Annotated in this window: 22 protein-coding genes; 17 read left to right on the top strand and 5 right to left on the bottom strand. The window is 62.4% G+C overall.

From position 1 onward, the window contains the following. Nucleotide 1: 1 nt before the first annotated feature. Both pcaG and FHX11_RS15520 read left to right on the top strand, forming a co-directional pair. Nucleotides 2-613, top strand: coding sequence for a protocatechuate 3,4-dioxygenase subunit alpha (pcaG, locus tag FHX11_RS15525; RefSeq protein ID WP_184358765.1), 612 nt, complete (start codon nucleotides 2-4; stop codon nucleotides 611-613). 3 nt (nucleotides 614-616) lie between these two features. Next, nucleotides 617-1,666, top strand: coding sequence for a 3-carboxy-cis,cis-muconate cycloisomerase (locus FHX11_RS15520; protein ID WP_184358535.1), 1,050 nt, complete (start codon nucleotides 617-619; stop codon nucleotides 1,664-1,666). A 14-nt stretch (nucleotides 1,667-1,680) separates the two neighbouring features. Here the strand turns inward: FHX11_RS15520 and FHX11_RS15515 are convergent, their stop codons facing one another. Both FHX11_RS15515 and FHX11_RS15510 read right to left on the bottom strand, forming a co-directional pair. After that, a complete protein-coding gene (locus tag FHX11_RS15515) occupies nucleotides 1,681-2,004 on the bottom strand; it encodes a DNA-binding transcriptional regulator (protein ID WP_184358534.1) in 324 nt (107 codons plus the stop codon). Then, nucleotides 1,988-2,353: a type II toxin-antitoxin system RelE/ParE family toxin gene (locus FHX11_RS15510; protein WP_184358533.1), complete on the bottom strand. Its 366-nt coding sequence runs from the start codon at nucleotides 2,351-2,353 to the stop codon at nucleotides 1,988-1,990. Before FHX11_RS15510 ends, FHX11_RS15515 begins: the two co-directional genes overlap by 17 nt. A 229-nt stretch (nucleotides 2,354-2,582) precedes the next feature. Between FHX11_RS15510 and FHX11_RS15505 the strand changes: the two genes are divergently transcribed. From FHX11_RS15505 to FHX11_RS15475, 7 genes are all read left to right on the top strand, one after another. Continuing rightward, entirely contained in the window at nucleotides 2,583-3,755 is a 1,173-nt protein-coding gene (locus tag FHX11_RS15505; protein ID WP_184358532.1) for an ABC transporter substrate-binding protein, read from the top strand. 104 nt (nucleotides 3,756-3,859) lie between these two features. Then, nucleotides 3,860-4,723 (top strand): branched-chain amino acid ABC transporter permease, encoded by an 864-nt coding sequence (locus FHX11_RS15500; RefSeq protein ID WP_184358531.1) that lies wholly within the window; start codon nucleotides 3,860-3,862, stop codon nucleotides 4,721-4,723. A 1-nt stretch (nucleotide 4,724) separates the two neighbouring features. Next, on the top strand, nucleotides 4,725-5,729 hold the full coding sequence (locus tag FHX11_RS15495; protein WP_184358530.1) for a branched-chain amino acid ABC transporter permease: 1,005 nt from the start codon (nucleotides 4,725-4,727) through the stop codon (nucleotides 5,727-5,729). Next, complete coding sequence (locus FHX11_RS15490; RefSeq protein ID WP_184358529.1) at nucleotides 5,726-6,490, top strand: ABC transporter ATP-binding protein; 765 nt, start codon at nucleotides 5,726-5,728, stop codon at nucleotides 6,488-6,490. Before FHX11_RS15495 ends, FHX11_RS15490 begins: the two co-directional genes overlap by 4 nt. Further along, nucleotides 6,471-7,187, top strand: a complete 717-nt coding sequence (locus tag FHX11_RS15485) for an ABC transporter ATP-binding protein (protein ID WP_184358528.1) — start codon at nucleotides 6,471-6,473, stop codon at nucleotides 7,185-7,187. Before FHX11_RS15490 ends, FHX11_RS15485 begins: the two co-directional genes overlap by 20 nt. Before the next feature lie 197 nt (nucleotides 7,188-7,384). After that, on the top strand, nucleotides 7,385-8,944 hold the full coding sequence (locus FHX11_RS15480; protein ID WP_184358527.1) for a radical SAM protein: 1,560 nt from the start codon (nucleotides 7,385-7,387) through the stop codon (nucleotides 8,942-8,944). Nucleotides 8,945-9,240: 296 nt separating this feature from the next. Further along, on the top strand, nucleotides 9,241-10,071 hold the full coding sequence (locus FHX11_RS15475; protein ID WP_184358526.1) for an MBL fold metallo-hydrolase: 831 nt from the start codon (nucleotides 9,241-9,243) through the stop codon (nucleotides 10,069-10,071). 22 nt (nucleotides 10,072-10,093) lie between these two features. Here the strand turns inward: FHX11_RS15475 and FHX11_RS15470 are convergent, their stop codons facing one another. Together FHX11_RS15470 and FHX11_RS15465 are read right to left on the bottom strand one after the other, a co-directional pair. Next, nucleotides 10,094-10,840 (bottom strand): polysaccharide deacetylase family protein, encoded by a 747-nt coding sequence (locus FHX11_RS15470; protein ID WP_184358525.1) that lies wholly within the window; start codon nucleotides 10,838-10,840, stop codon nucleotides 10,094-10,096. Continuing rightward, on the bottom strand, nucleotides 10,830-11,933 hold the full coding sequence (locus tag FHX11_RS15465) for a glycosyltransferase family 4 protein (RefSeq protein ID WP_184358524.1): 1,104 nt from the start codon (nucleotides 11,931-11,933) through the stop codon (nucleotides 10,830-10,832). The genes FHX11_RS15470 and FHX11_RS15465 overlap by 11 nt, the downstream gene beginning before the upstream one ends. Before the next feature lie 200 nt (nucleotides 11,934-12,133). Here FHX11_RS15465 and FHX11_RS15460 point away from each other — a divergent pair, with 200 nt between their 5' ends. Further along, nucleotides 12,134-13,858 carry an adenylate/guanylate cyclase domain-containing protein gene (locus FHX11_RS15460; protein WP_184358764.1) on the top strand — a complete coding sequence of 575 codons (1,725 nt, stop codon included), beginning with the start codon at nucleotides 12,134-12,136 and terminating at the stop codon, nucleotides 13,856-13,858. Between the two features lie 29 nt (nucleotides 13,859-13,887). Continuing rightward, the gene (locus FHX11_RS15455) at nucleotides 13,888-14,766 is read left to right on the top strand and encodes an FkbM family methyltransferase (RefSeq protein ID WP_184358523.1); all 879 of its coding nucleotides are present in this window, start codon (nucleotides 13,888-13,890) and stop codon (nucleotides 14,764-14,766) included. A gap of 66 nt (nucleotides 14,767-14,832) precedes the next feature. On the opposite strand, the gene FHX11_RS15450 is transcribed toward FHX11_RS15455, so the two are convergent. Next, the gene (locus FHX11_RS15450; protein WP_184358522.1) at nucleotides 14,833-15,312 is read right to left on the bottom strand and encodes a class I SAM-dependent methyltransferase; all 480 of its coding nucleotides are present in this window, start codon (nucleotides 15,310-15,312) and stop codon (nucleotides 14,833-14,835) included. A 148-nt stretch (nucleotides 15,313-15,460) separates the two neighbouring features. Here FHX11_RS15450 and FHX11_RS15445 point away from each other — a divergent pair, with 148 nt between their 5' ends. The 6 genes from FHX11_RS15445 to FHX11_RS15420 all read left to right on the top strand — a co-directional run bounded on the left by FHX11_RS15445 (nucleotide 15,461) and on the right by FHX11_RS15420 (nucleotide 24,462). Then, entirely contained in the window at nucleotides 15,461-16,660 is a 1,200-nt protein-coding gene (locus FHX11_RS15445; protein ID WP_184358521.1) for a DUF3095 domain-containing protein, read from the top strand. 327 nt (nucleotides 16,661-16,987) lie between these two features. Further along, nucleotides 16,988-18,328, top strand: a complete 1,341-nt coding sequence (locus FHX11_RS15440) for an adenylate/guanylate cyclase domain-containing protein (RefSeq protein ID WP_184358520.1) — start codon at nucleotides 16,988-16,990, stop codon at nucleotides 18,326-18,328. Between the two features lie 162 nt (nucleotides 18,329-18,490). Continuing rightward, nucleotides 18,491-20,389 carry an ABC transporter ATP-binding protein gene (locus tag FHX11_RS15435; protein ID WP_184358519.1) on the top strand — a complete coding sequence of 633 codons (1,899 nt, stop codon included), beginning with the start codon at nucleotides 18,491-18,493 and terminating at the stop codon, nucleotides 20,387-20,389. Next, the gene (locus tag FHX11_RS15430; protein WP_184358518.1) at nucleotides 20,383-22,299 is read left to right on the top strand and encodes an ABC transporter substrate-binding protein; all 1,917 of its coding nucleotides are present in this window, start codon (nucleotides 20,383-20,385) and stop codon (nucleotides 22,297-22,299) included. The genes FHX11_RS15435 and FHX11_RS15430 overlap by 7 nt, the downstream gene beginning before the upstream one ends. Then, on the top strand, nucleotides 22,292-23,290 hold the full coding sequence (locus FHX11_RS15425; protein ID WP_184358517.1) for an ABC transporter permease: 999 nt from the start codon (nucleotides 22,292-22,294) through the stop codon (nucleotides 23,288-23,290). Before FHX11_RS15430 ends, FHX11_RS15425 begins: the two co-directional genes overlap by 8 nt. Then, the gene (locus FHX11_RS15420) at nucleotides 23,287-24,462 is read left to right on the top strand and encodes an ABC transporter permease (RefSeq protein ID WP_184358516.1); all 1,176 of its coding nucleotides are present in this window, start codon (nucleotides 23,287-23,289) and stop codon (nucleotides 24,460-24,462) included. Before FHX11_RS15425 ends, FHX11_RS15420 begins: the two co-directional genes overlap by 4 nt. Nucleotides 24,463-24,544: the final 82 nt, after the last annotated feature.

The raw sequence follows: 24,544 nt of genomic DNA, 5'->3' as shown, positions 1-24,544 counted from the left end.
GGTGCAGGAACTCGGCTACCTCAAGGAAACGCCGTCGCAGACGGCCGGTCCCTATGTCCATATCGGCCTCACGCCGAACTACAGCGAGATCGGCGGCGTCTACGATGTCGACCTCGGTACGGCCATGGTCAACGACAAGACGCTGGGAGAACGCATCACGGTCAAGGGCCGCATCATCGATGGTGCCGGCGCGCCGGTGAAGGATGCCGTCATCGAGATATGGCAGGCCGACAGCACCGGGCTCTACAACAGCCCTTCGGAAATGCGGGGAACGGCCGATCCCAATTTCACCGGCTGGGGCCGCTGCCCGACCAGCGCCACCGATGGCGTCTTTTCTTTCGAGACGGTGAAGCCCGGCCGCGTCCCCTTCAAGGACGGGCGCAAAATGGCGCCGCATATCACTCTCTGGATCGTGGCGCGCGGCATCAATATCGGCCTGCATACGCGCATGTATTTTCCGGACGAGGCCGCGGCCAATGCGGAAGATCCGCTGCTTGCCCGCATCGAGCATCGCGAGCGTGTCGCCACCCTGATCGCCAGCCAGGAGGGATCGACCTATACGTTCGACGTGCATTTGCAGGGCGACAAGGAAACGGTTTTCCTCGATATATAGGCCATGAGCATTTTCGCCTTCGACCATCCGTTTCTCTCCGGCCTCCTCGGCGACGAGGAGGTTTCCGCCTATTTTTCGGCGCAAGCCGATATCCGCGCCATGCTTGCCTTCGAGGCGGCACTCGCCAAGGCCGAGGCGCGGCATGGCCTCATTCCGGCGGTGTCAGCGGAGCAGATCGCCGATGTCTGCGCGGCGTTCCAGCCCGACATCGCCAGCCTGAAATCGGCGACGGCCACGGACGGCGTCGTCATTCCCGACCTTGTCAGGCAGTTGCGCAAGGCGGTCGGCGGCGAGGCCGCGCAGCATGTGCATGTCGGTGCCACCAGTCAGGACGTCATCGACACCAGCCTGATGATCCGCCTGAAGGCGGTCGCCTTCCTGTTCGCCGGCCGTCTGTCCCAGGTGACGGCGGCACTCGCTACGCTCGACAAGCAATGGGGTGCGAACAGGCTTATGGGCCGTACCCGCATGCAGGCGGCCATTCCGATGACCGTGTCCGACCGGCTGCGCTCCTGGCGCGATCCTCTGGAGACCTATCGCGACCGGTTGACGCAACAGACCTTCCCCCTGCAGTTCGGCGGCGCGGTCGGCACGCTGGAAAAACTGGGATCGAACGCCGCGGCCGTCCGCGCATCGCTGGCGCAGGAACTCGACCTGACCGACGCACCGCAATGGCAGAGCCAGCGGGGAGGGATCGCCGAGTTCGCCGGCCTGCTCTCCTTGATTTCGGGCAGCCTCGGCAAGATCGGCCAGGATGTCGCGCTTCTGGCCCAGACCGGCGAGGAAATCGAGCTTGCCGGCGGCGGCGGTTCCTCGGCCATGCCGCACAAGCAGAACCCGGTTGCCGCCGAAACGCTGGTGGTGCTCGCCCGCTTCAATGCCGTCCAGCTTTCCGGCATGCATCAGTCCATGGTGCACGAGCAGGAGCGCTCGGGTGCTGCCTGGACGCTCGAATGGCTGCTCTTGCCTTCGATGGCGATGGCAACGGCGGCGTCGCTGCGAACGGCGCGGGAGTTGATTGGGAAGGTGAGGCGGCTGGGGACAGCTATCTAACCGCCTGCTTTTGCTCAGTTCAGCACTTCCAGGCCATGCTTCTTGACGATCGACAGCAGCTTCAACGCCATGCCGCTTGGTCGCTTGGCACCGCTTTCCCACTTCTGCACGGTCGACTCGCTGGTGTTGAGATAGCGCGCAAAAATCGGCTGGCTCACATGATTTTGCTCGCGAAGCGCCTTGATCTCCGCCGGCTCGAATTCCGTGGGCATAACCAGGCAATCCTTGTCGAAGGAACGCAAGGTCTGTTTGTCGATTGCTCCCACCGTGTAAAGGGCTTCGGCAGAGCTGTGGATCGCCTCAAAAGCATCGCTTTTGTATTTACGCATCTTTGTCATCGCTGATCTCCACGAAATGCCCGATTTCAATCAACTTTCGAAGCTGCTCATCCGAAAGGCTGGCGTAGGATTTGACGAGCTTCCTGAAATTGAGCAATTCGTCGTTTTCGATGTTCGCCCGGCCCTGCTTGGCGAACAGATACTCGTAAACCCAGAAGCGTCCGGCATTTGCCAATATGATCGATCGATGCCTATTGTCATTTAACCGCTTCTTGAAAACGCCACCTCCAAGATCATCGGCTTTGCCTTCCGCGACTTGTCTGATCGCGTTCGCGAGATGCTTATCCGAAATATGCGCTTTGCGGGCGGCCTTGCTGAACCAGCTTGTTTTGAATACCCGTGCGACCATGATCGCATGTAGCACCTGGTGCTATTTTGTTCAACACTCTGATCGAGAGGCAATTCCAAAAACTGAGGGATCGTCCTAAGCTTTTGTTGCCATAATTCATAACTGAACAATTATAAATGCGAGCCCTTATTTCATTTTACATCACCATTCCGTATGCCAGATTGGCATTGGCTGAAAATGCGCAAAGCAAGCCGGCCCGGGGAGCAGGCCGGCAGGGGGAGGAAACATCATGAAACGGGTTATTCTGGCCGCGATCGCGGCTATCGCCATCAGCAGCGCCGCCTATGCCGACACGATCAAGGTCGGCGTCATCGGGCCGTTTTCGGGGCCTTTCGCCCTGCAGGGCAAGAATTTCAAGGCCGGCATCGATGCCTATATGGCGCTGAACGGCAAGAGCGTCGGCGGTCATGAGGTCGAGGTGATCTACCGCGATGTGCCGCAGGCCGATCCGGCACAGTCGAAATCCTCGGCGCAGGAGCTGGTGGTCAAGGAGCATGTGCAATATCTGGCGGGCTTCTACTTCACCCCCGACGCGATGGCCGTGACGCCGATCCTCAAGCAGGCCAATGTACCGATGGTGGTTTTCAACGCCGCGACGTCGGCGATCGTGACGAAGAGCCCGCTCGTGGTGCGGACTTCGTTTACCACCTGGCAGACATCGACGCCGATCGCCAAGGTCGCCTATGATGCGGGCGTGAAGAAAGTCATCTCCGTCGTCAGCGACTATGGTCCCGGCGTCGACGCCGAAAATGCCTTCAAGACGGGTTTCGAAAAGGCGGGCGGCCAGGTGGTCGAGGCCGTGCGCATGCCGCTGTCGACCAATGATTTCAGCCCGATCATGCAGCGTATCAAGGATTCCGGCGCGCAGGGCGTCTTCGCCTTCCTGCCGTCCGGCCCGACCACGCTCGGCTTCGTCAAGGCCTATAATGAAAACGGCCTGAAGGCTGCCGGCATCAAGCTGTTTGCGCCCGGCGACCTGACGCAGGAATCCGACCTGCCGGCGCTGGGCGATGCCGCGCTCGGCATGCAGACCAGCTTCCACTACGCCATCTCGCATGATTCTGCGGAAAACAAGACCTTCGTCGCCGCGGCCGGCAAGGCGATCGGCAATCCGGCGGAGTTGACCTTCCCGGCGGTCGGCGCCTTCGACGGCATGCATGTCATCTACAAGATGATCGAGGCGACCGGTGGCAAGCAGGATGCGCAAAAGGCCGTCGATGCGGTCAAAGGCCTCTCCTGGGCAAGCCCGCGCGGCCCGGTGATCATCGATCCGGAAAGCCGGCATATCACGCAGAACATCTATCTGCGCGAGGTCACCAAGGCCGCGGACGGCAGCTACTACAACAAGGAAATCCAGACATTCGAAAAGCAGGGCGATCCGGGTCTGGCGGCGGTAAAGTAAGCGCCCTAGCGTCAATCCTGTCGCGCCTTGGCGAACGGGCGATTTGCGTCCGTTCCCGCCGAGAGGATTAACGCAGAGCCAGGATCAAACGGACCGGTCATTTCATGCAAACCGTGCTCAGCATAGCAGTCGACGCCCTTGCCTATGGCATGGTGTTGTTTGTGATTTCGATCGGTCTTTCGGTCACCATGGGCCTCATGCGCGTCGTCAACCTGGCGCATGGCGCTTTCGCCATGATCGGCGGCTATATCGCCTCCTACGCGGCGCGCGATCTCGGTCTCGGATATGCGGCGGCTGTTCTTCTCGCCGTCGTCGGCACGGTCATGATCTCGATTCCGATCGAGCGCTTGCTTTATCGCCGCATCTACGGCGCGCCGGAGCTGACGCAGGTCCTGATGACGATCGGCATCACCTTCTGCATCATCGGTATCGCCAATTATGTCTTCGGCCCGACGCTGAAGACCATCCCGCTGCCGGCCGACCTGCAAGGATCGGTCGATCTCGGCTTTCGCACCATCGGCACGCATCGCATCTTCGCCATCGCCTGCGGCCTCATCGTCGCCCTGGCGCTCTGGTACACGATCGAGAGAACCTCGTTCGGGGTGAAGCTTCGCGCCTCCGTCGACAATGCGGCGATGGCGGCGGCTCTCGGGGTACGCACAGAGATCGTCTATGCCGTCAGTTTCGCCGCGGCCGTCGGGCTTGCGGCCTTCGGCGGGGTCATCGGTGCCGAACTCCTGCCGGTCGAGCCCTATTATGCGCTGCGCTACATGGTGACCTTTCTCGTTGTGGTCTCGGTTGGCGGCGCCGGTTCGATCTCAGGCGCGCTGCTGGCCTGCCTCGTCCTCGGCTGCATCGATACGACCGGCCGTTATCTGATGCCGGAATATGGCGAGTTCTTTTTCTATCTCGCCGTCATTGCCATCATCTGCGTCTTCCCGCGCGGTCTTGCCGGAAGGATGAAGTGATATGGCGCTGACCCTGGAGAGAGATGCTGTGGCGGCGGCGAGCAATCGCCGTGCCTTCGGACGCGATGCGACCGCCGTCGCGGTCATCATCGTTCTGGCCGCTGCCGGTTACCTGCTGTTTCCCGACAACCTCGCCCTGCTGACCCGGCTGATCGCCATCGCCCTGCTCGTCCTGTCGCTCGACCTTGTTACCGGTTATTGCGGCGTGGCGACGCTCGGTCACGCAGCCCTGTTCGGCGCCGGCGCCTATGCGGCCGGCATCGCCTCGGCGCATTACGGCATCAGCGATCCTCTCGTCATGACGCTGGTCGGCATCGTCGCCGGCGCGGTCGCGGGGCTGGTCTGCGGCATCGTCATTCTCAGAGCCCATGGCCTGCCGCAGCTCGTGCTGTCGATCGCGCTGATCTATCTCTTCCACGAATTCGCCAACAAGGCATCGAGCTGGACGGGCGGCAGTGACGGACTGTCCGGCATTTCCACCGATCCGCTGTTCGGCCTGTTCGAATTCGACCTCTATGGGCATACGGCCTATTTCTATGGCGTGGCGCTGCTGCTGGTGGTGCTCGTCCTGCTGCGCATCCTCGTGCGTTCGCCGTTCGGCATGCTCTGCCGCGGCATCCGGCAGGACCCGCTGCGTATCCGCGCCATGGGGGCCTCGCCCAAGGCGGCGCTGATCAAGATGTATGTGATTTCGGGTGCCGTCGCCGGTACCGGCGGCGCGTTGAACGCGATCTCGACCCAGGTGGTCGGTCTCGACAGTCTCTCCTTCACGCAATCGGCCGAAGCCCTCGTCATGCTCGTGCTCGGTGGCACCGGCTCGCTGTTCGGGGCGCTCGCCGGCACCTTGATCTTCATGCTGTTCGAGGATTATGTCTCGGCCGCCAATCCCTTTCACTGGCTGACCATCGTCGGCCTGCTGCTGATCCTCGTGGTGCTGTTCGCGCCAAAGGGGATCTATGGAACGGCGGCGGCCTATTTCGCCCGTCGCCGGGAGGCCCGCCCATGAGCGCGATCTTCGAGGTCAGCCGTCTGAGAAAATCCTTCGGCGGCTTGACGGTCACCAACGATGTCAGCCTGTCGATGGCGCCGGGCGATCGCGTCGCGCTGATCGGGCCGAATGGCGCGGGCAAGACCAGCTTCGTCAATCTGGTCACCGGCAACCTGCGCGCCGATTCGGGCGAGGTCCGCCTTGCGGGCGAGGTGGTCACCGGGCTGGATGCGATCGGCCGCGTGCGGCGCGGACTGGTGCGTTCCTTCCAAGTGACCCGGCTTTTCCAGGACATGACGCCGGCCGAGCATGTCGGCCTCGCCATTCTGCAGCGCAGTGGTCGCAGTGGCCGCATGTTCGGCAATTTCCTCGCCATGCGCGACGTCATGGCCGAAGCCGCCGATCTGCTCGACACGCTCGGCCTCGGTGACCTCATGCACCGCAAGGTGAGCGAAATCGCCTATGGCCAGCAGCGGCTGCTGGAGATCGCCGTTGCCATGGCGTTGAAGCCGAAAGTATTGCTGCTCGACGAGCCCGCCGCCGGCGTGCCGCAGAGCGATACCGGCCGCATCGAGCAGGCGCTGGCCGATCTGCCGGCCGATCTCGCCGTGCTGATGATCGAGCACGACATGGATCTGGTCTTCCGCTTCGCCAGGCGCGTCGTCGTGCTGGCCGCCGGAACCATCATCTTCGACGGTTCGCCCGCCGATGTCACCAAGGATGCGCGGGTGCGCGAAGCCTATCTGGGGAGCTATGCCGATGCCGGCCGCGCCGCTTGACGTGGAAAACCTGTCGGCCGGTTACGGGCCGACCCGGGTGCTCGAAGGCGTGTCCTTCTCCGTGCCGGCCGGCGCGCGGCTTGCGGTGCTCGGCCGCAACGGCATGGGCAAGACGACGCTGCTTGCAACGCTTGCCGGCCAGACGCGCCGCTATGACGGCCGCATCCGCCTGGGGGCCGCCGATGTCACGGCGCTGCCGAGCGCAAGGCGGGCACATCATGGCCTCGGCTATGTGCCGCAGACCCGCGACGTCTTCCCGACGCTGACGGTGGAGGAAAATCTCTCCGTCGGGCTGAAGGGCCGGCCGAAGGCGGCGCTGCAGGAAGCCTATGACATGTTTCCGCGCCTGAAGGAGCGGCGCCGCAACCTCGGCAACCAGCTTTCGGGCGGTGAGCAGCAGATGCTGTCGACCGCCCGCACCATTCTCGGCCGCCCCTCCGTGCTGCTGCTCGACGAACCGCTGGAGGGCCTGGCGCCGGTCATTTGCGAGGAATTGATGGCGGCCTTCGCCAATCTTGCCAAAACCGGCGACATGACCATCCTCCTGGTGGAGCAGCGCATCCAGAGCGCGCTCGATTTCGCCGACCGGGTGATCATCCTCGAGCGCGGGCGGCTTGCCTGGCAGGGGACGCCAGGCGCCCTCTCCGAGGATCATGCCACGGTCGAGCGCCTGCTCGGCGTCGGCGGGTTGCATTAGGCGGATAGACAGCCGCATATCGCTCCGCCGCAAGATGGAAGCCAATACGAAACCGTTGCTGTCGCTGCGCCCGAACTCATTTCAGGCTCATTTTAGGATGTTACACCGCCGCTTTGAAACGAATACGGGGCCGGCTTCCGCACGGAGCCACCCCGGAGAGCCAAACGAAGTTTCTTCAGGCGAAGGGGCGGTTCAGCATGGCGCATATCGTTATCATCAACCCGCGCTTCGAGACGTCGTATTGGGGCCTCGAGCATGTGCTGCCGATCTTCGGCGCCAAGGCCAATCTTCCGGTGGCCTGTCTTCCGCTGCTGGCGGCGCTGACCCCCGACGAACATGTCGTCACGCTGATCGATGAAAATGTCGAGCCGATCGACTACGAACTTTGTGTGAGCGCCGACATCGTCGGCCTGACCGGCATGATCGTCCAGCGCTTCCGCATGCGGGAAGTTTTGGAGGAGCTGAAGCGGCGCGGCTGCTTCACCGTGGTCGGCGGTCCCTGGATCACCGTCAACGAGGCCTATTTCGAAGGGCTTGCGGATGTGACCTTCATCGGCGAGGCCGAGGAGACCTGGCCGCGATTCCTGCGGGAATGGAAACAAGGGCGCCATGTCGGCCGATACGAGCAGGCGGACAGGACCGATATGAGCACGGTGCCGATACCGCGCTTCGATCTATTGAAGATGGACGATTACGCGGTCGGCAGCATCCAGTTTTCGCGCGGTTGTCCGTTCACGTGCGAGTTCTGCGACATCATCGTCGTCTTCGGCCGGCGGCCGAGGATCAAGACGAGCGCGCAGATCATCGCCGAGATCGAGGCGCTGCTATCGGCCGGCATGGATACGGCCTTCATCGTCGACGACAATCTGATCGGCAACAAGAAGGCGATCAAGGAGGTTCTCCATGAGGTCATCGCCTGGCAGGAGCGCCATCATTACCCGATGACCTTCCTGACGGAGGCCTCCATCGACCTTGCCGACGATCCCGAGCTTACGCAGCTGATGGTGGATGCCAATGTGCGGGTCGTCTTCATCGGTGTCGAAACGCCGAACGAGGCGGCGCTGAAGGAGACGAAGAAGCTGCAGAATGTACGCAAGGGCGCCACCATGCTGGAGAAGATCCATCGCATCCAGGAGGCTGGCATCGAGATCTGGTGCGGCATGATCCTCGGCTTCGACAGCGATGACGCATCCATTTTCGACGCTCAACGGGCCTTCATCCGGGAGTCCAGGATCGTCAATGCCATGATCGGCATGCTGGCAGCGATACCCAAGACGCCGCTATACACGCGGTTGGACAAGGAAGGCCGGCTCGATCATGCCGATCCCCCCGCATTCGGCACCAACGTCATTCCCCTCAATCTCAGCCGCGAAAGCCTGCGGGACGGATATCTCGACGTCTTGGATGATTTGAACGCGGCGACGGCTTATTTCGACAGGCTGGACGCGCTTTATCTCGATGCCCGCATTCAGCCGGAACGGACGCGGCTGACCCATCTTCGCCGCCACCCCTTTCGCTTGCTCGCCCTGAATGTAGGCTGGGCCGTGGAAGCCATGGGGATATTCGTCCGGCTGATGCGAACCGTCGAGGATGCCGATCTTCGGCGCCTCTACCGCCGGCGCGTCTGGAAACTCCTTGGCCGCCGCGGCTCGCCGCTCATGCTCCAGATCTATGCCATCAAATGCGCCATGCATTATCATGCCCATTTGATGATGCGGCAGATGAAGGACGGCGGCCGGATCATCAACTCCTTTTGATTTTGACAGATATCGATCCACCGGCGCAGCAGCGGGCTGGTGAAGCCGTTGCGGGCGACCGATCCGGTGCCGGATTTCGGCCGTTTTACCCGAAAAACCAGTGGATTCGTTTGTTTGCCACCGCATACCTATATTAGGTGCATGCGAACCGCGGCCGAACATCAATCGCGTATCCGCGTTGGTGAGCCGAAAGGATTTGTTTTCACAACAGTGTGATCTTTGTGAAAATTGCTGGCTTCGCACGATAGGAAAAGTGTGCTTACCTTGATGGAAAGGGGTACGGTGTCAAAACTTCTATGAAAAACGATAGTTTCGAGCTCAAATTCTGGGGTGTGCGGGGAAGTATCCCCGTATCAGGACCGGACTTCGAGCGTTATGGCGGGAATACGTCCTGCATCGAATTACGGCATGGCGACAGGCATATCATTTTCGATGCCGGGACCGGCTTACGGGAAGCGGCGACGGCGCTGGCCAAGGATGGCGTGCGCAATGTCGATATCTTCTTCACCCACTCGCATTACGACCACATTATCGGCCTGCCCTTCTTCAAGGCGATCTACGATCCCAATGTCAGCGTCGATCTCTGGTCGGGCCATCTCACCGACAAGACTACGACGCGCGAGCTCATCAGCCAGTTCATGCGTCCGCCGTGGTTTCCGGTCGAGCCCGATATCTGTCGCGCGACAATGGGTTTTCGCGACTTCTCGGCCGGCGAGACGCTGAAGCCGCATCCTGACATCGTGATCCACACCGCCAGGCTCAATCATCCGGGTGGCTGCATCGGCTATCGCGTCGAATGGGCCGGCCGCGTCATCGCGCTGGTCTATGATACCGAGCATGTGGAAGGCCAGCTGGACGAAAACGCCCTGTCGCTGATGGCCGGCGCCGATCTCGTCGTCTACGACACGACCTATACCGAAGCGGAGATGCCGAAGCATCTGGGCTTCGGTCACTCCACCTGGCAGGAGGGCATCAAGCTGGCAAAGAAGGCGGGCGCCAAGCGCATCGCGCTCTTCCATCACGCGCAGTGGCGCACGGACAAGGATCTGGACGAGATGCAGCGCGAGGCGCAGGCAAGCTTCCCCGGCGCCTTTGCCGCTTTCGACCGCCAGGTTCTGGTGCTCTGAGACCCGGCTTCGGGCTGGGTGTTCAATTCATGAAATCGCCGACCGGACGCCAATCGACGGCTGCGTGCGCAGCCGTTTCGTCGAACAGCGTTTCGATGAAGCTCCAGGCCAGGGTATCATGGACGAGATGATGGGTGAGGATGCCGATCGGCTCCTCATTGCCCTCGAAGCGGTTCCGGAGCTCGCCGACCAATAGCTCCACCAGCTCCGCATGCGGCCGGCCGCCGCGCGTGCCGTGCCAGTCCATGATGTCGACATGGGTGTTGACCAGCGGGATCGGCCTCGGCTTCGCCAGTCCGTAGACGGAAACGGCGCGATAGCCGAAGGCGGCAAGCTCCGGCAGCAGCGCCTTGTCGATCCGGTTCCACGGCGGCACCAGCATCGGTGCGAACTGGCCGGGATAGAGGCCTTTCAGCTTGTCGAACCCCTCCCGCAGTTCGTCGAGCACGACGGCCTGCGGGCGATGCAGGCCGAGTTCCTGCTTCTTGGCCTCGTCCGGCGCGTAATTGCGGTGCGTCCAGCCGTGTACGGTTACCGTCACGCGCTTCTCTGGGAGGAGGCGCTCGACGAGCGGCTGGCCCGTCGGGGCCGGAATGACCGCCAGTGTCATGGGCAGGTCGAAATCCTTGGAAAGTGCCAGCAGCCGATCGAGCGCGTCGGTCGGCTCGATGGCGTCGTCGTCGCGGAACCATAGTTGCGCCTTGCGGCCCGCATCGGCCCAGCGCCGCAATTCGTCGCGCAGGGGCTGCCATTCGGCTCTATCGCTCATAATAGGTTTCTCCCAGATGTTTGCGCAGGATGGTCTCAAGTCGCGCCGAGGCCGCCGTCAGCGACCGCTCCTCATGGACGAAGCGATGGGCGGCCTTCGCCATGGCCTGCCGTTCGCGGTCGTCGTCCAGGAGCCGCGCGATGGCATCGGCATAGGCTCTCAGATCGCCGTCCGGCGTCAACAGGCCGGTGACCTCGTCCATCACCACTTCCGGCACGCCGGCGGTCGCCTGCGCCACCACGGGCAGGCCTGCCGCCTGCGCCTCCAGATAGGCAAGGCCATAGGCTTCGCCGCAGCCGGGCCAGACATAGATGCCGCCGGCCCGCAGCGCCTCCGCGATCTGTGGGGTGGTTCGTTCCCCGAGCCAGGAAATGCGCGCGTCGCCAAAGGTCGAAAACAGCGCGCGCACCTCCGCGCGCATCGGCCCGTCGCCGATGACGGTCAGGGTCCAGTCGCGATCGCGGATCAGCTCCAGCGCCCGTGCCAGCATCACATAGCTGTCGAACTTGTCGCCACGGCGCAGCATCGCGACGGTGATCAGCCGATGTGGCGCATGCGCTTCGATGACAGGACCGAAGGGCGCGGTGTCGATGAAGGGCAGGAAGCGCTCGTACCGGCCCTCGGGAATGGCATCGGCGAGACCGGCCCGGTCGCGCTCGGTGAAGCACAGGTTGACGGCGGCCTGCCGTACGGCGTCGGCCACCAGCCGCTGATTGTCGCCCCAGCCGCTCTCGTCATGCCGTCGGCCGTAGGAGGCTTCGGCGGTGACATAGGCGATGCCGAGGCGGGCGGCGACGCGCGGCCCGATCATGTCGGGCGTCTTGTAATAGGGATGATAGGTGAACCAGAGATCCGGCGGCGGTTCGTCCCGCCATTTGCTGAGCAGCCGGTCGATTTCCTCTTGGGCTTTTGCGGCGATTTCGGCGCGTGGCTCCGCCGCCGGCGTCGGGGTGAAGCTACGCAGTTCGGAGGCGAGTTCGACCCGATGCCCGGCCATTTCGAGGGCTGCGATGATCAGGCGCGCCATCAAGCGGTCTCCCGAGGGTACCGGGTGTCCGGGCGATTTCAACGGAGCGTAGAAGGCGATCTTCATGGCGCGAGCCGATCGTTGACGATTAAGTGATGGTTCAGCCAGGAAATGTGAGAAAAACGCCCGAATTCCGACAGTTTGCTTGACAAATAAGGCCCTGGCCACGGTGGCCGCATCCTCGACAGGATGCGGCATTGCGGCTAGAGGATTAGGCGATAACCCTTTTCCGTTCCCTTGTGAACGGACAATGTAAAATGGGCTTGATGACGACCGAGGCGAGAAAACCCTTTATTTCCGATCGTCTTGTGCGAAAATTCCGGCTCGGCTCCGGTTTGATCATCTTCATTTTCGTGATCATGCATCTGGCCAATCATTCCCTCGGACTGATTTCTCTCAGCGTCGCCGATCATGCGCAGCGCCTGTTCCTGGTCGTCTGGCGCAATCCGATCGGCACGGTCCTGCTTTACGGTGCGCTGATCGTCCATATTCTCCTCGTGCTGCGCATGCTTTACCGGCGGCGCACCCTGGTCATGCCGGCGGGCGAGGCGTTCCAGATCGTCACCGGCCTGCTGGTGCCTCTGCTGCTGATCGACCACATCATCGCCACGCGCATCGTTCATGAGATCTACGGCGCTCAGGACAACTACCGCACCATCGTCCGCAGCCTCTGGGTGACGTCGCCGCTCAACGGCCTGCGCCAGTCGATTGTGCTGCTGCTCGTCTGGGTTCATGGTTGCATCGGCATTCATTTCTGGCTGCGCTATCGCTCCTGGTACATGGCCATCGCGCCGGTCATGCTGTCTTTCGCTATTACCCTGCCGGTGCTTGCGCTCTTGGGGTTCGCCGCGATGGGAAAGACGGTGGCGCATGAGGTCGCGCAGGAAGACGAGCGCGGCTATCGCGGCGGCTATTACAGCGATGTGCGCAGCTTCCGCGAAAGCGGCTCGACACCGGGCGTCAAGGCATCCAGCGCTCTATGGCCTTATCGCGTCGGCTTCTACGGCGCCTTCAGCGCATCGATCATCGGGCTCTTTGCCTTCCGCGCCCATCGCAGGCTGCGCGAGCGGCAGCATCAGGTGGCGATCCGCTATGGCGGTGGCGAGGTCGTGCATGCTCCGCGCGGCTTCACCGTGCTGGAAGCGAGCCGCCTCGGCGGCATTCCGCATTATTCGGTTTGCGGCGGCAAGGGACAATGTTCCACCTGCCGCGTGCAGATCATCGAGGGACTGGACAAGCTGCCGCCGCCCGATGCGCTGGAACGGAAGACACTGGACCGGATCGGTGCGACGCCGGACGTCCGTCTCGCCTGCCAGCTGCGGCCGACATCGGATGTCAGCGTCCTGCCGCTTCTGACGCCGATGGCGGAATCGACGATTCCCGTCTACAGCCAGGCTGCAAGCCCCGGCCGTGAGCGCGAGATCGTCGTCTTCTTCTGCGACCTGCGCCACTTCACCTCGCTGACGGAATCGCGCCTGCCCTTCGACATCGTCTTCCTGCTCAATCGCTATTTCGCCATCGTCGGCCGTATCGTCGAGGAGAATGGCGGCAGGATGGACAAGTTCATCGGCGATGGCGCCATGGCCCTGTTCGGCCTGCGCACCACGCCGGAGGAGGCCAACCGGCAGGCCCTGAAGGCGACCGCCGAGATCGTCCGGGAAATCGACAGGCTGAGCACCGAACTGGCCGATGATCTGGCGGCGCCGCTCGAGATCGCCATCGGACTGCATACCGGCCTGGCGGTGGTCGGTTCGATGGGTTACGGCAGCGTCAAGAACGTGACTGCGATCGGCGATACCGTGAATGTGGCGAGCCGGCTCGAAAGCGTCGCCAAGGAATTCAATCGCACCCTCGTCTTCTCCGAACCGGTGGCGCAGCTTTCCGGCGTCGACATAGCCGGGATCGAAAGCCGTGAGATCGCCGTTCGCGGCCGCGGCGAGCCGCTGCGCGTCTATATCGTGTCGAAGGAGGAAAGCCGCCGCTTTGCATGAGCATGCAAGCGGTGTAGGGATGGCGCCCTATGCCGAACGCCAAGAGACTGACAACAAAATATTGGAAACGCGCCCTTCGAAAGATGAGGGATCGCGTCGCCACGCGCCTGTTCGATACCCGCCTCGGCCGTGACATCCTCATCAGTGCCATCGGGCCGCGCGTGCAGACGATGACGGTGGATTGCGGCGATCATGTCATGAGCTTCTCGCCGGCCGACTACATCGGCCGCAAGGTGTTCCGCAAAGGACATTTCGAGCGCGATCACGTCGATCGGCTGCTGGCGGTGCTGCGCGAGCGCGGCCTGCAGCGCAGGGGCACGGTGCTGCTCGAACTCGGCGGCAATATCGGCACGCAGACCTGCTATTTCGCGCTCAGCGGCGCCTATCGGCGGATCGTCAGCGTCGAGCCCGATCCCCGCAATTTCCGGCTGCTGTCGATCAATATCGCCGATAACGGGCTGCAGGATCTGGTGACTGCGGTCAACTGCGCCGCCGGCGACCGGAGCGGGCAGCTCGATTTCTATCTGAACCGCAAGAACCACGGCAAAAGCAGCGCGCTTCGCCAAAGCGCCAGCGACGATAGGATCTCCGTGCCGGTCCAGCCGGTCGGCGATATTCTCGCGAAAGCCGGCGTCGAAGCCGCCGATGTCGGGCTGGTCTGGATGGATATCGAAGGCTACGAGCCCGTTGCCGCAAGGTCGATGCAGGCCCTGATGGCCCGCAAGACACCGCTCTACATGGAATTCACGCCAGCCTTCTACGGCCCGGAACAGGCCAGGGCCTTCATCGCCGACCTCGCCGGTCACTATGACGAATGCCTTGCCTTTTTCGGGGATCGCAGCGCGGCGATGAAGGTCGTCGACCTACCGATCGAGGGCGAGCAGTTCGACGTGCTGTTTTTCGGCTGATGCCGGAGCAATTCCGGGAAAAGTGCGCAGCGGCTTTCCGTCCGCAATTGCGTGGAAACAAATGCTCTATTTGCGCCGATAGATGAAATAGCGGCCTGGCTTCACGCTCGGCGGCAGCGGCAGCGCATCGAGTTGCGGATGATCGATCGGCAGGCCGCTGACGGCGATGCCGCCGGACGCAAGCACGCCGGCCATGATCCGCGGCAGCCAGGTCAGGGTGATGGCATCCTTGTCCTCGTAGCCGGTGCCGATATCGGCATGGGCAAGCGCCGCGCCGATGCCGACAAAGTCCGCCGCCGTATCCTTGATCTCGCCAAGCACCAGATTGCCTGCCTCCGGCATGGAAGGGCCATAGGCGTTGGCGGCGCGATCGAAGGCGACGATGCGGCGATCGGGAAACAGTTCACGCAGGTGATCGAAGGTGCGGCCATTGCCGAGCCCGAGCTCCAGTATGGGACCGTCAAGCGCTTCGACCTCGCCGGCAATGGCGTTGAGAATGTCGCGCTGCGCGGTCAGGCGGCGGATGAAACTGTCCAGGCGGCTCATCGTATCTGTCTCGTCTTTGGCATCGTGGTCTCTCTCCCGCAGCCGGAGTATCATGGGTGGTATCGCCGCGTCGACCGCCCGCTGGCTTTTCGATGCGGTTGCTATAGGGATAAGTTGTCGCGGCGCTCGTCGGTGAAGGGGGATGATCATGACCGATCCATCGAAGGACGATTTCTTCCGGACCTTGCCGGGCTTCACCCGGTTCGAGGGCGTGACCGATGGCGGCAACTACCACCCGCTTCCGGATGACTGGTTCCTGGCGGTGGCCGATATCGTCAGTTCGACGCAGGCGATTGCCTCCGGTCAATACAAGTCCGTCAACATGGCCGGCGCCAGCGTGATTTCGGCCGTGCTCAACGCGCTAGATCATGGCGACTATCCCTTTGTCTTCGGCGGCGACGGTGCCCTGGTCGCCATTCCGCCCTCCGGCGAAAGCCGCACGCGCGCAGCGCTGGCGGCGGTGCGGACATGGGTTGCGGAAGAGCTGCGGCTCAGCCTGCGCGCCGCGCTGGTGTCCATGGCCGATATCCGGGCCGAGGGGCTGGACGTGCGGGTCGCCCGCTTCAGCCCCAGCGAATTCGTCTCCTACGCCATGTTCGTCGGCGGCGGCGCGAGCTGGGCGGAAAAGCAGATGAAGGCCGGCCGTTTCGCCGTCGAAGCCGCGCCGCCGGAGATACGGCCCGATCTGACCGGCCTTTCCTGCCGATGGAACCCGATCGCGGCGCATAATGGCGAGATCGTTTCGATCATCGCCGTGCCGGATGCGGCCGGCAGCGGTCCCGAATTCCGCCGCCTCGTCGCCGATATCATAACCATTTCCGCGGAGCAGAACCGCGACGCCCATCCCGTGCCTGTCGAAGGACCGACGCCGGTGCTCGCTTTCGAGGGAGCCGAGATCGAGGCCCGCGCCACGATGCCGGTCGCCCATCGCTGGTGGCGCAAGCTTTCGATCGCGGCCCAGATCGTGCTCGTTTACATTCTCGACAAGTTCGGCATCCGCGCCGCGACCTTCGACGCCAAGATCTATCGGCGCGATCTCGCCGCGAATTCGGATTTCCGCAAGTTCGACGACGGGCTGAAGATGACCATCGATGTCGATGCATCCCACCTCGCGCGCATCGAGGCGCGCTTGCGCGAGGCGGAGGCGGAAGGCGTCTGCCGCTACGGCCTGCACCGGCAGGACAGCGCCCTGATGACCTGCTTCGTGCCGACGCCGCTGATGCGCGATCACATGCATTTCATCGACGGCGCCGATGGCGGCTACGCCATGGCCGCCATGGCGCTGCGTGACAAGCTGCGCGATGGCGAAGGCCTTTCCGCTTCGCGGCCGGCGGCCGGCATATCGTGACGATAGCGATCGAAATTTCTGCCTCCTACTGTTTTCAGCCATTGTTTCAGCGAGATGCTGCGCCTATGTAAGAAGAACAAAACGAGATTCGCCGTTCCGGCGAGTCTTTCCGCCGTGTGGTATCCAAACCGGACGGCGCGAGGACATGGTGAAATCTTTTAAGGCGACGACATGCATGCGAACCCGCGAGGGAGACAACGGCCGTCGCTTGTCGCATATTTGCTCTCCGATCAGTGCCGATAGGCTTGGACATGGACGCGGCCGCGTTCCATCCTCCGGCATCGGTGACGGGTCGGTTAATCTTGATGACAAGGATAGGCTGCGGGGATGATGACAGTCCATTCGAGTGTTTCGGATATTTTTCTGGACAAGGTCGCCGAATGGCTGACCCAAGCGGCGCTGACGGGCGAGAATCTGGAGACGATCGTTCGTGGCTTCTGCGAACGCATTGCCGCCGCCGGCCTGCCGATCGCCCGCGTGCACCTGACCTTTTCGATGCTGCATCCGCTCTATGATGCGCTCGGCTTTACCTGGCGGCGTGCCGGCGGGTTGACGATCGAGGGCTATCGGCATGCGGACGACAAGCCGGAGCGCTTCGTACGAAGCCCTTATTATTACCTGCTCGCCAACAATCTTCTGCATCTGCGCCGCCGGATCGATGCCGACGGACCGCTGGAATTCCCCGTCTTCGAGGATCTGCGCCAGGAAAAGATCACCGACTATATCGCCTTCGTCCAGACCTTCGACGCGGGTTCGGCGCAGGGGATGATGGGCTCCTGGTCGACCGACAGCATGAGCGGTTTCAGCGAGGAAATGATCGGCGCGCTGATGCGCCTGCAGAACCATCTCGCCATGGCCGCCAAGATGGCGGTTCTCGGCAAGCTCGCCAACAACATGCTCACCACCTATCTCGGTGGCGATGCCGGCAAGCGCGTGCTGAACGGCCAGATCCGCCGTGGCGACGGCGAGACGATCCGGGCCGCTCTGGTCATGGGCGACATGCGGCAATCCACCGTCTATGCCGAAAAGGAAGGCCGCCAGGCCTATATCGATACGTTGAACGAGTTTTTCGACGCCATCGCCGCGCCGTTCAACCGCAATGGCGGCGAGATCCTGAGTTTCCTCGGCGATGGCTTCCTCGCCGTCTATCCCTGCGGCCGGCACAAGGACCCCTCGAAGGTCGCTTGCGAGGCGGCGCTGTCGGCCGTCTTCCAGGCACAGAGCCGGGTGACCGCGCTCAACAAGGATCGCCAGGCAAGAGGCCTCGGCGAAGTCCGCTACGGCATAGGCCTGCATGTCGGCAATGTGATGTTCGGCAATGTCGGGCTGAAGGATCGCTTGACCTTCTCCGCCTTCGGCGCCGCCGTCAATGAGGTGCAGCGATTGCAGGGCCTGACGAAGAAATATGTGACGGAAGTGGTCGCGAGCCAGGCTTTCTCCGGCTATACCGACTGCGAATGGGTCACGCTCGGCGAGGAGAAGCTGCGCGGCGTGCGCCAGCGCTTCACCGTCGTGCATCCCAAGGCCAATGCCGCGACTGGCAGGATGGCGGATGTTTTTCACGATACCGCGATCGACGGTCTGTCGGAGGCCGAGCAGGTCATTCTTCTCCATCGCGATGCAAAGAAATTCGAGAAGCGTCCGCAAGTCGAAAAGTTTATTCAATGATATTAAGGCAGACTTAGTGAAGCATCTTTCGCTGGCGCGCTGGAAAAACGACAGTTTCTTAACAGTTTCAGGTCCTTCTTTGACCCAACTGGACACCTGTTATGGCCTACGTTAGTGTGCCGCGCAGGACCATAATGGTCGTGGAAGCGGGACTACTCAGGCATGGCGTCAGGGACTGATTTATTGCGTATCGAGAACCTCGACGTCGCCTTCTCCATCTATGGGGACAAGCTTCGCGTGGTCAAGAATGCCAACCTGCGGGTCCTGCCCGGAAAGGTGACGGCATTGGTCGGCGAGTCCGGCTCCGGCAAGTCGATCATCAGTCAGTCGATCATGGGCATTCTGCCGACGCCGGCGCAGGCGAGCGGCCGCATCCTGTTCACCGACCCGCTCGACGGCCGCACCACCGACATTCTGCAATTGCCGCGCGACGGCGTTGAGATACGTCAGTTGCGCGGTGCGCGCATGGCCAACATCTTCCAGGAACCGATGACGTCGCTGTCGCCGCTGCACACCGTCGGCAATCAGATCAGCGAGGCGCTCCGCATCCACGATCCCGCCAGCAGCAAGGCGGAGCAGCGCGAAAAGACCGAGGAGATGCTGAGCCTCGTCGGCTTCCAGAATCCGCAGCGCACCTTCGACATGTATCCTTTCGAACTGTCGGGCGGCATGCGCCAGCGCGCGATGATCGCCATGGCGCTGATCTGCAATCCCGCGCTTCTGATCGCCGACGAGCCGACGACGGCGCTCGACGTCACCATCCAGGCGCAGATCCTCGGTCTGCTGCGCAATCTGCAGCAAAAGTTCAACATGGCGATCCTGCTGATCACCCATGATCTCGGCGTCGTCGCCAACATGGCCGACGAGGTCGTGGTCATCTATCACGGTGAGATCATGGAGGCCGGGCCGGTCGAGACGATCTTCCGCCAACCCAAGCACCGCTATCTCAAGGCGCTGATGTCGGCTGTGCCGCATTTCGACATGAAGCCGGGCGAGCGGCTGAAATCGCTGCGCGACGTGCCGGTCAATCTCGGCACCTTCTCCGGCAAGAAGAAGGCCAAGGCCGATGTTGCGGCAGCGCCCGAGGTGCTGCTGAGCGTGCGCAATCTTTCCAAGACCTATACGTCGAAGGGAAGCGGGCTGTTCGGCCGGCGCGAGGGCACGACGTTTCGCGCCGTCGACGACGTGAGCTTCGATATCCGCCGCGGCGAGTGTCTTGGCCTCGTCGGCGAAAGCGGCTGCGGCAAGACGACGGTCAGCAAGATCCTGATGCGTGCTGTCACCGCCGATGGCGGCTCGGTGTCCTTCGACGACGGCGACGGCAAGATCGACGTGCTTGCCGCCAAGGGCGACGCGCTGATGGATCTGCGCACGAAGATCCAGATGGTGTTCCAGGACCCGGTCTCCTCCCTGTCGCCGCGCATGACGATCCGCAATATCCTGAGCGAGCCGCTGGAGATCCACGGGCACGGCGACAGCGCCGAGCGCCAGGAGAAGGTCAAGGGGCTGATGCAGGCGATCGGGCTCGATCAGCACTATCTGAGCCGCTATCCCCACAGCTTTTCCGGCGGCCAGCGCCAGCGCATCGGCATCGCCCGCGCCCTGGCGCTGGGGCCGAAGCTGCTGATCCTCGACGAGCCCGTCTCGGCGCTCGACGTCTCCGTCCAGGCGCAGATCCTCAATCTTCTCAAGGATTTGCAGAAGCAGCTTGGTCTGACCTATCTGTTCATTTCGCACAATCTCGCCGTCGTCGACTATATGGCCGACCGCATCGCCGTCATGGCGCGCGGCCGCATCGTCGAGATTGCCCCGCGCGAGATCATCCTGCGCGATCCCGTTCATCCCTATACCCGCTCGCTGCTCGCCGCGGTGCCATTCCCCGATCTCGACCGGCCGCTTGATTTCTCCGCCTTGAACAGCGAAGGTCCGGCCGCCAAGCAGAGCTGGGGGCCGCAATTCGCGGAAAGCGAGGATGGGGATCTTGCCTATGCCGATCTTGGCGGCGGTCATTTCGTGCGCGCTCGCCGCGGCGCCGATGTTCAGGAACTGCGCACGTGGTAAGCCGTCGAACCTTCCTTGGCCTCATGGCCTCCAGCCTACTGCCGTTTCAGCTGAGAGCGGCGGAAGTGGACAACGAACCGGAGTTTCTGGCCGATTGGCTGCGTGCCGGCCAGATGCCGCCGCTGGTCAAGCGCATCCCGAAATTTCCGCGCGTCGTCAACGTCAAGGCGCTCGGGCGCGTGCCCGGTCATTATGGCGGCACGGTGCGCACCATCATCGGCAGCCAGAACGATATCCGTTTCATGACCATCTATGGCTATGCCCGTCTTGTCGGTTACGACCAGACATTGACGCTGCAGCCGGATATTCTCGAATCCTATTCCGCCCTCAACGATTGCGTCTTCACCTTCAAACTGCGTGCGGGCCACAAGTGGTCGGATGGTAAGCCCTTTACCTCGGAGGATTTCCGCTACTGGTGGGAAGACGTCATCCTCAACAAGGAGCTGACGCCGGGCGGCGGCGCGCTGGAGCTGCGCCCGCATGGCAGCCTGCCGCGCTTCGAGGTGCTCGACGATCTGACGGTGCGCTATACGTGGGACGAGCCCAATCCGGATTTCCTGCCGAGCCTGGCCGCGCCGCAGCCGCTGGTGATCTCCGGCCCGGCGCACTACCTGAAGCAGTTCCACAAGAAATATCAGGACAGTATCCGGCTCGCCTCGCTGATGCAGGAAGCGCGCGTGCGCAAGTGGCAGGACATGCACATCAAGAAGGGCCGCGCCTACAGGCCGGAAAACCCCAAGCTGCCCGTGCTCGATCCCTGGCGCAATACGACGGCGCCGCCGGCCGAGCAATTCGTTTTCGAGCGCAATCCCTATTTCCACCGCGTCGACGAGAATGGCCGGCAGCTGCCCTATGTCGATCGTTTCGTGCTGAGCATCAGCTCGCCGTCGATCATAACGGCCAAGGCCAATGCCGGCGAAAGCGACCTGCAGGCGACCGGCATGGACTTCAACGACTATACCCTCCTCAAGGAGGCGGAGAAGCACTATCCGGTGAAGGTCAATCTCTGGAAATCGACGCGCGGTTCACGCGTCGCTCTGCTGCCGAACCTCAACAGCGCCGATGAGGTCTGGCGGGCAGTGCTGCGCGACGTACGCGTTCGCCGGGCCTTGTCGCTGGCGATCGACCGCCACGAGATCAACATGGCCGTCTTCTATGGTCTCGGCACGGAGAGCGCCGACACCGTCCTGCCCGACAGTCCGCTCTACAGGCCGGAATATGCCGCGGCGTGGATTTCGCATGATCCCGATCAGGCCAATGCGCTGCTCGATGCCGCAGGCCTCGACAAGCGCGACGAGGACGGCATCCGCCTGCTGCCGGACGGCCGGCCGGCGGAGATCACGGTCGAGACCCCCGGCGAAAGCACGCTCGACACGGATGTCCTGGAACTGATCACCGATCATTGGCGCAAGATCGGCATCGCGCTGTTCACGCGCGTCTCGCAGCGCGATATTTTCCGCAGCCGCGCCATGGGCGGCCGCATCATGATGTCGATCTGGTACGGCCTCGACAATGGTGTGGCGACCGCCGACATGAATCCCGGTCAGCTCGCGCCGACAATGGACGACCAGATGCAATGGCCGCTCTGGGGCATGTATTATCTTTCCCGCCAGACTCAGGGCGTCGCGCCGGACGTGCCGGAGGCGGTGGAGCTGGTCAGGCTTCTCGGCGAATGGGGAAAGGCGGCGTCCTCCTTCGAGCGTGCCCAGATATGGCATCAGATGCTGGCGATCTATACCGACCAGGTCTTCTCCATCGGCCTGATCAACGGCACGATGCAGCCGATCCTTCATGCCACCAGCCTGCAAAACGTGCCGGAGAAAGCGCTCTTCGGTTTCGATCCGACCTGCTATCTCGGCGTCTATATGCCCGATACTTTCTGGCTGAAGGAGGATAAGCCCCATGCTTAAATACATCCTCTGGCGCCTTGCGGTGATGGTCCCGACGCTGATCGTCATCTCGATACTGGTCTTCACCATCATCCAGCTGCCGCCCGGCGACTTCTTCGAAAGCCAGCTCGCCGAGCTGCGCGCGCAGGGCGAGACCGCCAACCTGCAGGAGATCGAGACCCTTCGCCACGAATACGGGCTCGATAAGCCGATCGCCCTGCAATATGTCTATTGGGCCGCCGGCATGCTGCACGGCGATTTCGGCTATTCCTTCGAATATCAGCTTCCGGTCTCCGAGGTCGTCGGCGACAGGCTGTGGCTGACGATCCTGGTGTCGATGACGACGATCCTGCTGACCTGGCTGATCGCGTTTCCCATCGGCATCTATTCCGCCACCCATCAATATAGCTGGGGCGACTACGGCTTGACCTTCCTCGGCCTGCTCGGCATCGCCATCCCGAATTTCATGCTGGCGCTGATCCTGATGTATTTCGCCAATGTCTGGTTCGGCGTCTCCATCGGCCATCTGATGGATCAGAAATACCTGTCGCAGCCGATGAGCTGGGAAAAGGCGCGTTCGATCCTGTCGCATCTGTGGATACCGGTCATCATCGTCGGCACGGCGGGGACCGCCGGCATGATCCGCCGCCTGCGCGCCAACCTGCTCGACGAGATGCAGAAGCAATATGTCATCACCGCTCGCGCCAAGGGGCTGCATCCCCTGAAGGCGCTGGTGAAATATCCGTTGCGCATGGCGCTGAACTTCTTCGTCGCCGACATTGGCTCGATCCTGCCGTCGATCATCTCGGGAGCGGAAATCACCGCCATCGTATTGTCGCTGGAGACCACAGGGCCGATGCTGATCAAGTCGCTGCAGAGCCAGGACATGTATCTGGCCGGCTCCTTCCTGATGTTCCTCGCCTTCCTGAACGTCGTCGGCGTGCTGATCTCGGATATCGCGCTCGGCTTCCTCGATCCCCGTATCCGCTTGCAAGGCAGGAGCACGAAGTGACCGCACCCCTGCCGCGCCCCGGCGCCCCTCTCGAACACTACGTTTCGACAGCCGCTTTCGATCCGGAGCAGTTCGAAGCCATGTCCGCCGGTCAGGCGCGTTATTACATGGCCTCGCAGAAGCAGCTCATGTGGTGGAAGTTCAAGCGGCACAAGCTCGCGCTTGCCTCCGGCATCTTCCTGTTGCTGCTTTACGGCATGACCCTGATCGTCGAGTTCCTGGCGCCCTATGGTCTGCATACGCGCAATGTCGAGTATATCCATTCGCCGCCGCAGGCCGTCCATTTCTTCGACAAGGGCCGGTTCGTCGGGCCTTTCGTCTACGGCCGCAAGATGACGCTCGACCTCGATACGCTGCGGCGGGTCTATACCGACAATACCGCGGATGTTCAGCCGATCCGCTTCTTCTGCCGCGGCGACGCCTATCGCTTCTGGGGCCTGGTGGATTCGAACGTCCATCTGGTCTGTCCGGCCGTCGGCGGCCAGATGTATCTGCTCGGCACCGACCGCCTGGGGCGCGACGTCCTGTCGCGCATCATCTACGGTGCGCGCATCTCGCTGACGATCGGGCTGATCGGCATTGCCATCAGTTTCGTGCTGGGCATCGTCATCGGCGGTCTTGCGGGCTACCATGGCGGGCTTTTCGATCTGCTGGTGCAGCGTGTCATCGAAGTGCTGCAATCGCTGCCGAGCCTACCCTTGTGGATGGCGCTCGCCGCCATCATGCCGGTGAGCTGGAGCCCGATCCTCATCTATTTCGGCATCACCATCATCCTCGGCATCCTCGACTGGACCGGCCTTGCGCGCGCCGTACGTTCCAAGCTCTTGTCTTTGCGCGAGGAAGACTATGTTCTTGCTGCGCAGCTCATGGGTGCGAGCACGCCGCGGGTCATCGGCCGTCATCTGGTGCCGGGGTTCATGTCGCACCTGATCGCGACGGCGACGATTTCGATTCCCAGCATGATCCTCGGCGAAACCGCGCTGAGCTTCCTGGGCCTCGGCCTTCGCCCGCCGATCACGAGCTGGGGCATCCTTTTGACCGAGGCGAGGAGCGTCAGCGTCATTGCATTTTATCCCTGGCTCCTTTTCCCGATGGTGCCGGTCATTTTGGTCATTCTGGCGTTCAACTTTTTAGGAGATGGCTTGCGCGACGCGGCCGATCCCTACAAATAGCGGAAAACGTGGCCAGGACATGGATTGCAATTTGAAGAGCGGCTGCGGGCGGCGCGTGCCAGCACCCCGCGAAAATGACTTC

Origin of the sequence: Rhizobium sp. BK602 (assembly GCF_014195095.1) — a bacterium.
In the GTDB taxonomy this organism is placed as follows: domain Bacteria; phylum Pseudomonadota; class Alphaproteobacteria; order Rhizobiales; family Rhizobiaceae; genus Rhizobium.
The sequence above is the reverse complement of the archived record's forward strand: the minus strand, read 5'-3'. Positions and strand labels throughout refer to the sequence as shown.